This is a genomic window from Rhodospirillaceae bacterium (assembly GCA_016712715.1).
GTDB lineage: Bacteria > Pseudomonadota > Alphaproteobacteria > Dongiales > Dongiaceae > Dongia.
The window spans coordinates 1,676,832-1,690,000 of sequence record JADJQM010000001.1; the positions used below are offsets into that span (position 1 = coordinate 1,676,832).

At 55.3% G+C, this 13,169-nt stretch carries 10 protein-coding genes, 1 tRNA gene and 2 rRNA genes (1 of these 13 only partly in view); 10 read left to right on the forward strand and 3 right to left on the reverse strand.

Annotation, left to right across the window (positions count from 1 at the left end; translation table 11 throughout):
• Nucleotides 1-104 precede the first annotated feature (104 nt).
• The 10 genes from IPK59_08190 (at nucleotide 105) to IPK59_08235 (ending at nucleotide 10,333) form a co-directional block, all read left to right on the forward strand.
• Nucleotides 105-1,250 carry a hypothetical protein gene (locus tag IPK59_08190; GenBank protein MBK8158732.1) on the forward strand — a complete coding sequence of 382 codons (1,146 nt, stop codon included), beginning with the start codon at nucleotides 105-107 and terminating at the stop codon, nucleotides 1,248-1,250.
• 102 nt (nucleotides 1,251-1,352) lie between these two features.
• On the forward strand, nucleotides 1,353-1,631 hold the full coding sequence (locus IPK59_08195; protein ID MBK8158733.1) for a hypothetical protein: 279 nt from the start codon (nucleotides 1,353-1,355) through the stop codon (nucleotides 1,629-1,631).
• Nucleotides 1,632-1,693: 62 nt separating this feature from the next.
• Nucleotides 1,694-2,578 (forward strand): hypothetical protein, encoded by an 885-nt coding sequence (locus IPK59_08200; protein ID MBK8158734.1) that lies wholly within the window; start codon nucleotides 1,694-1,696, stop codon nucleotides 2,576-2,578.
• On the forward strand, nucleotides 2,575-2,904 hold the full coding sequence (locus IPK59_08205) for a hypothetical protein (protein ID MBK8158735.1): 330 nt from the start codon (nucleotides 2,575-2,577) through the stop codon (nucleotides 2,902-2,904). Before IPK59_08200 ends, IPK59_08205 begins: the two co-directional genes overlap by 4 nt.
• A 23-nt stretch (nucleotides 2,905-2,927) precedes the next feature.
• Nucleotides 2,928-4,043 carry an HlyD family efflux transporter periplasmic adaptor subunit gene (locus IPK59_08210; protein MBK8158736.1) on the forward strand — a complete coding sequence of 372 codons (1,116 nt, stop codon included), beginning with the start codon at nucleotides 2,928-2,930 and terminating at the stop codon, nucleotides 4,041-4,043.
• A gap of 132 nt (nucleotides 4,044-4,175) precedes the next feature.
• Complete coding sequence (locus IPK59_08215) at nucleotides 4,176-6,314, forward strand: peptidase domain-containing ABC transporter (GenBank protein MBK8158737.1); 2,139 nt, start codon at nucleotides 4,176-4,178, stop codon at nucleotides 6,312-6,314.
• Between the two features lie 144 nt (nucleotides 6,315-6,458).
• Nucleotides 6,459-6,662 carry a hypothetical protein gene (locus IPK59_08220; GenBank protein MBK8158738.1) on the forward strand — a complete coding sequence of 68 codons (204 nt, stop codon included), beginning with the start codon at nucleotides 6,459-6,461 and terminating at the stop codon, nucleotides 6,660-6,662.
• 172 nt (nucleotides 6,663-6,834) lie between these two features.
• The gene (locus IPK59_08225; protein MBK8158739.1) at nucleotides 6,835-7,047 is read left to right on the forward strand and encodes a helix-turn-helix domain-containing protein; all 213 of its coding nucleotides are present in this window, start codon (nucleotides 6,835-6,837) and stop codon (nucleotides 7,045-7,047) included.
• 1,589 nt (nucleotides 7,048-8,636) lie between these two features.
• Entirely contained in the window at nucleotides 8,637-9,713 is a 1,077-nt protein-coding gene (locus tag IPK59_08230; GenBank protein ID MBK8158740.1) for a hypothetical protein, read from the forward strand.
• Complete coding sequence (locus IPK59_08235; GenBank protein MBK8158741.1) at nucleotides 9,698-10,333, forward strand: hypothetical protein; 636 nt, start codon at nucleotides 9,698-9,700, stop codon at nucleotides 10,331-10,333. The genes IPK59_08230 and IPK59_08235 overlap by 16 nt, the downstream gene beginning before the upstream one ends.
• Before the next feature lie 223 nt (nucleotides 10,334-10,556).
• On the opposite strand, the gene IPK59_08240 is transcribed toward IPK59_08235, so the two are convergent.
• The 3 genes from IPK59_08240 to IPK59_08250 all read right to left on the reverse strand — a co-directional run.
• Nucleotides 10,557-10,633 (reverse strand) — tRNA-Met (locus IPK59_08240).
• 145 nt (nucleotides 10,634-10,778) lie between these two features.
• Nucleotides 10,779-10,892, reverse strand: a 5S ribosomal RNA gene (gene rrf / locus IPK59_08245).
• 120 nt (nucleotides 10,893-11,012) lie between these two features.
• Nucleotides 11,013-13,169: ribosomal RNA gene (locus tag IPK59_08250) — 23S ribosomal RNA — on the reverse strand (it continues 614 nt past the right edge of the window).

Below are 13,169 nucleotides of genomic sequence, written 5' to 3' on the forward strand. Positions count from 1 at the left end.
GGCCGTTTCCATATTCAGCAGTCGGACAGCTAAACAACAGTCATGGTGCGAGCGTTGGATCAGCGACACTGATATCGCCATGTCTTGCATTGACTGCAGCTCACGTGGCAAATGTCAAACCTGAGAGCGGAGCGCCAGAGCTGGTGTTTTCCATCGGCGAACGTCGAAGTGGTGAGCGTGCCACTCTGGACAATCGCTTTAGATATCGCACCGAAGCTGTAGTCGTAGCTTCTGGTGTCGATCCAGCTATCGACTTGAATCACTCAGATCTCAACCTAAGCTGGCGGGACTGGACCGTGGTCAAGCTCAGGGATTGCTTGGGCGGGCCGACATATGAATTTGGGTATGTAGACCTCCTTCCAGTAACGACATCTACATTGCTTCATTCGGAAGAAATTGCTGTTGAAGCAGTCGGGTACGTAGCCAGAAATTCCCAGAAAGTGGTCGATCGCGATTGTGAAATTCTAGGCGTATTCAACTCTGCAGGATGGCAATCAAACTGCACCCTAAAAAAGGGCCTTTCTGGCGGGCCAATCTTCAACAAGACAGTAGGCTCAGAACGCCCGCGCATGATAGCCATTGCGCACAAAGCTGCAAATGTCTTCCACGTCTCCAGTTCTGCTGTTCACCAGAACTCCTCTGCCTATTACCGCCGCTTGAGCACCGTGCTGCCGGTCGCCGCATTTTATAACCAAATTCGAAAGATCGTCGAAGAGGACCGCAATAGCGAACGCGAGATGCCGGTGTTGACTGACCCGGAGCGTCATGACCTGACGCATGACGTTATCCCAGTTCTTGAAAGTAAGATTGCCGACAACGGAGAAAGCGCAGCTAGGCTGTATCAACTCGCTGTCTTGAAGACGACGGCGGATTACGGACCCGCTGGTTTCCGGCCAGAGACCGTTTTAGCCGCCATTCTTTTGCTTACGAGGGCAGTAGAGCTAGATCCTGACTTCTCGCCCGCAATCGTCTTTCGGGCAATTTTGACTTTCTATGCTGAGAACCGTGCGATCCAAGGAGGCGTTTCTCCTGACCGAAAAGTGCTGGAGAAGGTCCTGTTGGATTTTGAGCTAGCGCGACCCGAAAACTCACAAGATGAGCAGGTCGAGACAGGCATTCTGAGGGCCGCTCTTGCGCTCGGGTATTGCGAAAAAGCACGAAAGGCAATGGAGTCTCTTGCGGCCAACTTTCCCGACCTCGGCGTGGAGCATGTATTCCAGGAGGAGGTTAAGGCCTGTAAATCGTCGTAATGACGAGTGTAATTCTCCTTCTCTCGGCCTGCAGCCACGTTACGGCCCGGAATGTGGCAATGATTATCCCTACGGGCATCCACTTAGACAAGGAGCCGTACCATGTTGAAAGAAGACACTCCGATCGTCGAACTCACCCTGGAACAAATTGAACTAGTCAGCGGCGGCAAATACGGGGGAAAAGGCACTACCGAAGGGCACGGCACTAGAGGTGTTGGCGCGCGCGATACATCAGGGCCAGTTGGAGGCAAGGGCGGGGACAAGCGGGCGGTCGGTGACCCACCGAAATCCAAGGTGCAATCCGGTTCAAAACTTTCCTGCACCGTCGGCGCTCCAGATAAGGGGTGGGGCCTCATGGGGAAGTGCAAACTATCCTTCTAAGCTTCTGGAGCCCCTGCTTCAGCGAGCCGCAGGGGCTCCTCACCTCATTACGGTAGTTTCAGATGAAAGTATGGCCGTTTCTGATTCTGTGTATCGTTGCGATGCCGTGCAGCGCGTATGCAGATACGCTAGGTTGCGCAGACATAGCTTTCCAAACAGATATCCAGCACTTGGTCTCTGGACGCAAATCTGCACCCATTCTTCGCGTCAATGTTTCCGGAAAGGTCGGCGTTCGTATGGCCTTGGATACGGGCTTCTCACGCTCTTTACTTTTTAGTGAGGATAATCCGTCCAATGAAAACTCTACCGAACTGTATGATGAAACCCTGTCGTTCATCCCTCAACTCGGAAGATCAATCAATCTATTTCGTGCCGCCTTGCGAGCTGAAGTGCGGAAGGCAGCCCGGGAACGCGGTTTCGAGGGAATCATTAATCCGCAACTGATCTATCCAGACGGATACACTGTCCTGGATCTAAAGGACTGGCGAATTGTCGGATTCAAGAATGAGTCTAGCTTGCGCCGATGCTACCAGCCCGGCCTAGTTGTCCATAAAACATCAGCGGAAACTACAGATAACGTGCTCGGAGTTCCTGTCACGCTTGACGGCCGGGTGTCGGGCCGTGCCTTCGTCGATACGGGTGCTTTTATATCTGAATTCTACTCTCCATTGCTGGCGTATACTGACGCGCACACCGCTAAGGAATTCGGTTTCTGGACCGCGACCGCAGAGTATGTATCGCCACAGGTCTCGGCAGGGCATAAGGTCCAGGTTGGGGACAAGGTAAAATCACTTGAGCGCATTGTTGTAGCAACTCCAGATAGGGTATCTGCCTCATCGGCCGACCTCGCGAGCGATTACATCGCCCTTCTTGGCTACGACGCTTTAATTGGCTCGATACTGATTTTCCCACCAGCCAGTCACGGCGGCTGGGAGATAATATTTTGAAACAGATAGGCGCGAGGAGGTTTCCTGGGTGGGTTGCTTTTCTTGTTGCGATTGCGTTTGTATCGATTTCGTGCAGCCGCTTCGCTCCCTCGCAAGCGGTGGTTGATGTGCCAGTTGCCGCAAAGGCTATTCACCAAGGAGCCACCCCGGAGCTGAAGCCAGAACCAGATCTCAGTCCCTTTGGTTATCACTCCTCGTACAGGGCTGCGCCACCTCCGCAATGGTACGAACCGATTGACAATTGTGGCCTCAATGTTGCGATTGCCGAAGCAGCAAATGCCGCCGCCAACGTTGATGGTGTCATTGTCGACTCCTGTGACAATTGACCAAAGCATCTTAATCCCGACCCGTGAGCCAGCCCTCTTTATTCCGCTCCGAAGCGCTGAACCACCAACGCCACGCAATCGCGGGCGAGATTCTGGTGAGCGTAGCCCCCGGCTGGTCGGCAATCGGCTGGCTAATGATCGTAACCGTAACTGCTCTGGCGGCGTTCCTGATGACCAGCCAGTTCTCGCGCAAGGAAACAGTGCCCGGCATCCTGGTATCGCACCCGGATCTGATCAGGGTGCGCGCCCTCAAGCCCGGCACCATCGAGACCCTGCAAGTCTCGATTGGTGACACGGTGCAAAAGGGCCAGGTGCTGTTTACCGTCGCCGTCGATGCGACGGAAGGTGGTGGCCGTGAGGTTGCCGAAGCCCAGCTAGTCCAGCTCGATGCCGAAGCGACCGGGTTGAACCAGCAGAAGGTCCTTGAACGATCACTTTCGATGCAGCGCAGCGCGGAACTCACCAGCCGCATCGACAAACTGGGCCAGCAAATCTCTGCCCTGCAGCAAAAGGAGAAAATTCAGGACAGGACCAATGAGCTGCTGGCGGATCAGGTGGCCGCGATCGAGGGCCTGACCGCCAAAGGCTACTCTTCCAAGGTAGAACTACGCCGCCGTCAAACAGATCTCCAGGACGGCCGCATCGCCGCGCAGTCGATCGCGGGGGATCTATCGGCGCGGCAAACCGAGCGAGCCACCGCCCTGGCCGAGTTGGAAAAGCTGCCCGGCGAGACGCAGCTGAAACTCTCGCAACTCGACACCGCCCTGTCCGGAATCGCCCAACGGCGGGCCGATGCCTTCGGCCGGGCAACCTATAGCGTCACCGCACCGGCAGCCGGCCGTGTCGATCTCCTGCAGGTGGAGCCGGGCCAAGCTGTTGCTGCCGGCATGACCGCTGTGGCGATACAGCCCGCTGATGCGCAACTGACCGCGGAATTGTTCGTGCCATCGCGCGCCGTCGCGTTCCTCAAACAGAACCAGCGGGTCCGCATCGCCTATGACGCGTTCCCCTATGTGCAGTTTGGGTTTGCCGACGGCAAAGTGGCAGGCATCAGCTACACCGTGCTGCACCCAGCCGAGCTCTCGCAGCCCGTTAAAGTGACCGAGGCCGGTCTACCGAGTGTCGGCCAAGCTGGATAAATCCACTATGCTGTTCCAGCAGCAGAAATTGCCGTTGCGCGCTGGGATGGCACTCTCGGGCGATATCATCCTGGAACGCCGCTCCCTGCTTGACTGGCTCCTGGTTTCAGCCCAGGAAGTCTGGAACCGGACATGACGGCCCGCATCGCCCGGCTCGGTCTCTTCGGTGCCCAAACGCCCCTGATCCGACAAGGGACCGTGGCGGAATGCGGCCTGGCCTGCCTCGCCATGATCGCCGGTCATTACGGCTACCGGGCCGATCTCAACGGACTGCGCCTGCGGCACCAGCCTTCACTCCGGGGCATGAACCTGCGCCAGGTACTGAACCTCGCCGCCCGACTCAATCTCAGCGGCCGGGCGGTGCGCCTGGAACCGGAACAGCTTGGCCAGCTCCGCTTGCCCGCCATCCTGCATTGGGGCCTCGACCATTTCGTGGTCCTCGATGCCATCAAGGGCCGTAAGTTCCGCCTTCTCGATCCAGCCCAGGGTAACCGCCTGGTGGGGCCGGAAGAGATGAGCAAGCAATTCACCGGCGTCGCCGTCGAATTGCAGCCCAATGGCGATTTCAGACCGGCAGATATCCGCCGGCGGCTCAATCTGACCTCGCTGTGGTCGCGCATCACGGGCCTTAAGCGCAATCTGGCACAGGTGCTCACCCTCTCGGTTCTGTTGCAGGCCGCCGCCATGACGGCCCCCTTGCAATTGCAGCTCACCATCGACCAAGCCCTCGTTAAATCCGACCGGGATCTGCTGCTGGTGATCCTGATCGGCTTTGCCGGTCTCGGCGGCATCGTTGCCGTCACCAGCTTTCTGCGCCGGATCGTTGTGCTCCAGCTCGGCCAAGCCCTCGCCTTCGGCATGGTCTCCAACGTTTTCAATCATCTGATCCGCCTGCCGATCGCCTGGTTCGAGAACCGGCATGTCGGCGACGTAGTCTCCCGGTTTGAATCCACCACCACCATCAAGGATTTCATCGCGGGGAATCTCATCGGCGTCATCCTCGATGGCATCATGGCTGTGATCACCCTGGCCATCCTGTTTGTCTACAGCCCCATGCTGGCTGGCTTGGTGGCGGCAGGCCTCGCAATCACCCTGTCGATCTCTTTCAGCTGCATTCCCCTCTTCCAGCATTTGACTGAAGAGCGGCTTGCGGCCGCCGCCAAGGAAGATTCCGTCTTCCTGGAAACCCTGCGGGCGGCGCCCACGATTAAGCTGTTCGGGCGCGAGGCGGAGCGCTTTGCCCTATGGCAGAACAGCTATGTCGGTATCATGAACACACGGCGCCGCTACGAAATGACTGACGCCAGCATCGACCTCCTGCTGGCCCTGCTGGTGACGCTGATTGGCGGCGGCATAGCGTACCTCGCGGCCAACATGGTCATGGATCAGCGTCTCACCATCGGCATGATGATGTCCTTCGGCGCCTATCAAGCGTATTTCTCCGGGGCGGTGACGACTCTGGTGCAGACTGTCACCGATTACAATATGCTCGATGTACATATGGACAGGCTGGCCGATATCGTGCTGGAAAAGTCTAGCACCGGTCAAGCAGAGCGCGGCGCCGAGCTGCAGTTGGTCGGCCATATCGAACTCAAGAACGTATCTTTTCGCTACCACCCGGACGAGCCTGCCGTGTTGGAGAATGTGTCGCTTGTCATTGCTGCTGGCGAGACCGTGGCGATCACAGGCGCGTCTGGCGGCGGCAAGACAACGCTCATGAAGCTCATGGCCGGTGTACTGCGGCCAACCTCCGGCGAGCTTCTCATTGACGATCTACCGATGCAGAGCATTGGCGAGGCTTCGTTGCGCCGGCAAGTGGCTGTCATTCAACAGGACGATCAGCTCCTATCAGGTTCGATCGCCGACAACATTTCCTTCTTCGATACGGAGAGCGATTTGGCGCGGGTCGAGACGGCCGCCAGACTTGCTGCAATCCATGACGATATCGTCACCATGCCCATGGGCTATGCCAGCCTGGTGGGCGACATGGGATCGTCCCTCTCCGGCGGACAGAAGCAGCGCATCATGATCGCCCGCGCCCTCTATCATCAGCCGCGCATTCTTTTTATGGACGAAGGCACCGCGCATCTCGACCTCGACATCGAGCGCACCATCAACAACAATCTGCGCGGTCTCGACATCACGCGCATCATCATCGCGCACCGCCCCGATACCGTCCGCATCGCCGACCGCGTCTTACTGGTAGAGAACAAGAATGTACAATGGCAGGCACCAAGGACACGTCGTAAGGCGATCAGCAAGGAGAGCTAGATGAGTTTGCAGGAACACGGCCAGTTAATATTGATCTTCCTGGGTGGTGGACTGGCCATAGGTCTCACTTGGTTCTTCTGGATCCGCGTATTTGTGAAATGGGAAAGTTGGCGCAACCGTCAGCGGAGAAGGGATGGTTAGACGATGTTCAAATTTGCCCTGCTGGTAACAGCGACATTATTGCCCTCTTACAATACCTACAACCACCCGCAGACGATGACGGCGACCGTTAATTTTGATTCACTGGCCGCGTGCGTTTCCGCCATCGCCACGCGCCAATATGAAGGGCTAATTGAACCGGGCTATGAATTGACTACCATTTCTTGCGTACGCGCAGTCAAGCGGTAGCCGCGATCAATACTGTGCTTGCCGAGCAATCGGTTCGTAGGAGACGACTACACCTGAACTGTAGTTGTGCAAAGTCAAGGCAAAAGGAACCCAGGTTCCTTGGGAGTTGCTTTGCACTATTCCTCATTTAGCCTTGTTGCCATGACAAACATTCGCCCCACAGGTCAGTGTCATGGAACAACGCACTTCTTCATCAAAGCTATTTAGCGAGCGCGAGGCAGCGCAGTATCTTTCGCTCTCGCCTCGCACTTTGCAGCAGTGGCGCTGGACTGGCGATGGCCCTCGCTTCGTCAAGCTAGGGCGCCGCGTTGCCTATAGCATCCATGAACTAGATAACTTTGTAACGGCGAGGATACGTCAATCAACCTCACAGGCCGATGCCTAGCGCCCCCTCCCCCTATTAGAAAGAGATCACGAATGTGCAAGAGTAACACACTAGAAGCATCAACACTTCCATCATACTGCAGCAATCATAGGGTCACTGCGGAATCAGCGAAGATAGATAGAATGAATATCAAGATCTGGAACATTAGCGTTCGTGGCACTTACCAAGATCTGATGAGTTTCCTCAATCAATTGGGTGAAGATCCCGATAGCGAAGGATCATTGCATTCATCGATGGAGTTCGGCGATCCGAGGCAAATGCACTTCTGTCATCACACTGGCGTAAGTCCGTACAGGCGCATTCTGCGCATTCGCAGGAGCATCAGTGGGCCTGATGGCACACATTTAGTTTCTCTTGTAACCGGGGAGATAATCGCTTCGCTGACTAACGTCAGAGGGCCAGACGATCCAGTAAGGTTAGCTGTACGATGCTCGTTCTCACTCAACCCTACTCGATATGTAGCATATCAACCGCTGCCCTTCAGATCAGAACTGAGAAAATCTCCTGCAAACTGGCATCTCCAACCGATCCTATATGCCAAGAAGCCCACCTATAGAGGGGAGGAAATCCCATTAGACGAATGCGACAACGTCTTATTGAGCGGAGCCAGGTTGGCTTTTGCGCGCAAGGAGGCGTGGCGATATCATCTCCTCCAGTACCTTGAGCTGGTCGAACAGGGCTTGAGGCAGTCCTTGAATGCCGCGCTGGTGGGCCCAGATGTCGCTCTCGATTTTCACCCCCGTGCGAAGGTGACGCTTGTGGAGGTGTACTGGGAGTTTTCTGCCCCACAACCTCACCATGATATAGTACCGCTGATGGATCATTGCGAAAGTATCGCAATCGATTCCGTCGCGCGGGTTGGGTATGAGACAATCGGCGATTCGTCTGGCATACGCTCCAAGCTCCGTAGCGGCTTGCTCCTTCGCGCATATACAAAGACAAGTCACCGTATTCGTGTTGAATTTTGCTATGAGGATAAGTCGCTGTCGCCCTCCGTGGAAGTACAACGGCTATGTGATCTCGCTCTTCCCGACGGCGTCTTGTCACTTTTATGTGGACGTGCGGCGAACACGTTCAATAGCGCTATACTTGGCTTCCTTTCCTTTCCCCCCATTGACTCCCCCCATAGTGCAGGCGCGCTTATCACGAAGATTTTTGAGAGCACCCGGGACCCAGTTGTAGCTTGCCTCTTGCTCGACCATCTGCGACAGCGAGGAAGCGTATCGACCAGCAACAACTCAGTGGTAAGAAAGGCCGCCATGCGACTTCAAAGACAGAGTGTTCTCGTTCGTCGCATTTCGCGCTCTCCGAAACTCGTCATTGATCCGGCGTGGAAATCTGCGCAGCTGCAGTTGCGCGACGGACGACGGCATCTTGTTCATCGAGCACGACGCAGGATGGTCCAGTCGCAGGCCATGCCAGAAGAATACGGAGCCGGCCGGACACCGCTCCTCCCGGTTGACACAATAAGAAAGGCGACAAGGAACCCAGGTTCCCCCGTTCGCACTTGATATCGGATGACATTGAGCCAGCAACATTCGCTCAAGGCGTCACAGTATTCTCATCACACAATTGGAGGCGTGCATCCTATGAAGGCAACGATGGTAAAGATATTGAGTGGCATTGGAGGTCTCTTGGCTCTGTTGTCGGGGGTGTTCTGGTGGCTATCCGCAAGCCTGCAGGTTGATATTCTGGCCAAGGCAATCGACACCAACCCGACAATGCTCGAAAAGATCAGCCTGCTGGCAGCACAACAGAACCTCTGGGCTGGCCTGCTAACCAAAGCGCCTGAAGATGACGATGATGAAGATTTCCCTATTGATGCGACAGGAGCGGGTTCGATGCTGGTGCTCAAGGAAATGCAGCAGGACAAAGATAAAAACTTTGTGACCTTGCTGTTCAACCTCATCGATCCCGACATTGCCGACAACACGTATACACACCTCAAGACAGGTGGAATGCGGGACTCAGAACGGTTCGATGATGAAGCGCCGACGCTATCAGCGCATCTTGTTGTTAGCCTCCACCCTAAGTCGAAAAATTTAATGCAGTACAGAAGCGCGTTCGAACACATGCCCGGTATTAGTCGCGGGCGCGTCACAGTTCTCCTAAATCGACTGCTGCGACGTGCCACAAAGGACAATCCGGATTTCGAATTTGAGAGCGACGAAGATGACCACGGCAAGAAGAGTAAGGCGAAGAGCATCAAGCGCTATCGGCCGCGTATTTCGTTCAGCATGCAGGCGTCGCACACGCTTCGGGATAGCATTAAGAGTGGCGAGTTGAAATACATCAACATCATCTCCCGAACCACGGAAGTGGTTCCGCTAGACGAATTCCCCGGTGTTGAGCAGAAAGAGCATAGGGTAATGATCAAAACTCAGACCCGCGACCCCAAGATCGTGGAGAAGGTCGTAAACAAGTTTCGGACCAACAAATTTGAGTTCGACGACGTACAGGTTAAGATCGAAAACATTGCTCGCGGAAGCAAGACCAAGTTTTCGGCCACGCAAGATCAAGCGGGAGATCTGACTTTTGCACGACTGGTGCCGCTGGATGGTGTTAAGGGTGACCCACTCAAGCAAGGGTACTCGAAGATCAACAGGAAGCTGTCCTCAAGCTTGGTGACAGCCGTTCAGAAAGAATCAAATTGGGCCGCCAAATAAAAGAGACGCTCTGGCAGCTGTTTCGACCTGTAGCGTATTTGCGCATAGAGCATCCTGCAAAGAAGCTCTTTGACGTGACTGCGCCCAAGTGGCTCGCGGTGGGAACGACCGTGATCTTAACCGTACTGCCAAATCCGCCTCTTTTTTTGGGCGAGGGCTCGGTGCTGGAGCAGATCCAAAGTTTGATCCAGCTTCTCATTGGTTTTTTCATTGCGGCTCTAGCCGCTATTGCCACCTTCGATGAGAAGAGCCTGGATTGTTTAATGGAAGGTACCCCAGCGACGTTGAAGCAGCCGGACCCCTATCAGGGCAGGCCAACCGACAATCCCCTCACGCGGAGGCAGTTTCTTTGCTTCCTGTATGGCTATCTATCGTTTCTAAGCTTCGCACTTTATCTTGCAATTATGGCGCTACAAATCCTTCAGCCGTCTTTTGACTGGCTGGCTAAGATTGCCTTACCCCTTGGCCCTTTCGCGCCCGTTTCAGCAATGGATACCGTTGCTGCAGTGCTCAAGCTCGGTTACGGCTTCTTTTTCTGGCAGATGGTGACCGTGACATTAATGGGTCTCTATTATCTGACGGATCGGCTTAACAGAGAGCGTTCTGGCGACCCCGAATAGCCTTAGAGTACGTCGCGCCACTCTATCGCCTTTCAGAAGCCTAGAGCCCTGCCATGGGCATGGCTCAGGGCTTCCAACGCTGGGAGCGCCTCCTGGGATAGAGGCAGCTAGGGGCCATCCCAGAGGCTCTAAAACGCCCCTGGGGGCCATTTTGCGTGTGACCTATGTGCGACCTGGAACAAAAAATGGCTTAGCTGGGTTTCAGCTAAGCCATTGATATGATTGGTTGCGGGAGTAGGATTTGAACCTACGACCTTCAGGTTATGAGCCTGACGAGCTACCGGGCTGCTCCATCCCGCGTAAGGATGTTTGGTGCGTTTGAAGGACGAAAGGCGCGCTTTGTTGATGAGCGCGCCTTTTGTAATTGTTGTCGTTGTTGATGTACCCCTTCGAAGCTCTGGAGGAGCGAAGAAGGGCTGATGCAATATTTATCCGGACTTTGAAGACCTGGCGGCGACCTACTCTCCCGCGTCTTGAGACGAAGTACCATTGGCGCTGAGGGTTTTCACGGCCGAGTTCGGGATGGGATCGGGTGCAGGCCCTCGCCATAACCACCAGGTCATCGAAGGCCGGATTGCAACTCGTCTTGTGGGACGAGCGATTACCAATATGAAGTGCTGAATGTGCCGAGGCCTGTAGTTCAGCTGCCTTTCGGCAGTGCCTTGCAAGTATGAAGGCGAAGATCAAGCCAGTGGAGCGATTAGTACCGGTTAGCTCCGTACATTACTGCACGTCCACACCCGGCCTATCAACGTGATGGTCTCTCACGGCTCTCATAGGGAGTATTAGTTTTGAGGTGGGTTTCCCGCTTAGATGCTTTCAGCGGTTATCCCGACCGTACATAGCTACCCGGCGATGCCGTTGGCACGACAACCGGTACACCAGAGGTACGTTCACCCCGGTCCTCTCGTACTAGGGGCAAATCCTCGCAATACTCCAACACCCACGGCAGATAGGGACCGAACTGTCTCACGACGTTCTGAACCCAGCTCACGTACCACTTTAAATGGCGAACAGCCATACCCTTGGGACCTGCTCCAGCCCCAGGATGTGATGAGCCGACATCGAGGTGCCAAACGACTCCGTCGATATGGACTCTTGGGAGTCATCAGCCTGTTATCCCCAGCGTACCTTTTATCCGTTGAGCGATGGCCCGTCCACGTGGGACCACCGGATCACTATGACCGACTTTCGTCTCTGCTCGACTTGTCAGTCTCGCAGTCAGGCGGGCTTATGCCATTGCACTCGACAGCTGATTTCCGACCAGCCTGAGCCCACCATCGCGCGCCTCCGTTACTCTTTGGGAGGCGACCGCCCCAGTCAAACTACCCACCATGCAGGGTCCCGGTCCCGGATAACGGGACGCGGTTAGATATCAGAGAACGAAAGGGTGGTATTTCAAGGTTGCCTCCACACTGACTGGCGCCAGCGCTTCATAGGCTCCCACCTATCCTACACATTCATTCCCTAATACCACTGCAAAGCTATAGTAAAGGTGCATGGGGTCTTTCCGTCTAACCGCGGGTACTCCGCATCTTCACGGAGAATTCAATTTCGCTGAGTTGGTGTTGGAGACAGTGGGGAAGTCGTTACGCCATTCGTGCAGGTCGGAACTTACCCGACAAGGAATTTCGCTACCTTAGGACCGTTATAGTTACGGCCGCCGTTTACTGGGGCTTCGATTCAGAGCTTGCACCCCTCCTCTTAACCTTCCAGCACCGGGCAGGCGTCAGACCCTATACGTCGTCTTAAAGACTTCGCAGAGCCCTGTGTTTTTGTTAAACAGTCGCCACCCCCTGCTCTGTGCCCCCCACCCATGGTTGCCCATAGATGGGGCCCTCTTCTCCCGAAGTTACGAGGGCAATTTGCCGAGTTCCTTCAACACCATTCTCTCAAGCGCCTTGGTATACTCTACCAGTCCACCTGTGTCGGTTTAGGGTACGGTCTATACGTTGGAGTTATTTCCCGGAACACCTTCGCGGCCACCACAATCCGATAAGTGGTAACAACATACGGCATTCGTCACTTCCAACAGGCCCTGGAATATTAACCAGGTTCCCATCGACTACGCCTTTCGGCCTCGCCTTAGGGGCCGGCTCACCCTGCGCGGATTAACCTTGCGCAGGAACCCTTGGACTTACGGCGACAGTGTCTCTCACACTGTTTATCGCTACTCATGTCAGCATTCTCGCTTCCGTTATCTCCAGCATGGCTCACGCCACACCTTCACAGATTTGCGGAACGCTCCGCTACTGCGTGAACAGGGACGCTACCCTGATCACACCCGCAGCTTCGGTGCATGGCTTTAGCCCCGTTACATTTTCGGCGCAGGACGGCTTAACTAGACCAGTGAGCTATTACGCTTTCTTTAAAGGATGGCTGCTTCTAAGCCAACCTCCTGGCTGTCTTGGCCTTCCCACATCCTTTCCCACTTAGCCATGACTTGGGGACCTTAGCTGGCGGTCTGGGCTCTTTCCCTCTCGACCATGGACCTTAGCACCCACAGTCTGTCTGTCGGGATCTAAACCGCTGGTATTCGGAGTTTGGTTAGGTTTGGTAAGGATCGCTCCCCCCTAGCCCATCCAGTGCTCTACCCCCGGCGGTGAACTCCCGACGCTCTACCTAAATAGATTTCGCGGAGAACCAGCTATTTCCGAGTTTGATTGGCCTTTCACCCCTATCCACAGGTCATCCCAATCCTTTTCAACGGATACGAGTTCGGCCCTCCAGTCGGTGTTACCCGACCTTCAGCCTGCCCATGGATAGATCACCCGGTTTCGGGTCTCATCCTACGAACTATGGTCGCCCTATTAAGACTCGCTTTCGCTACGCCTTC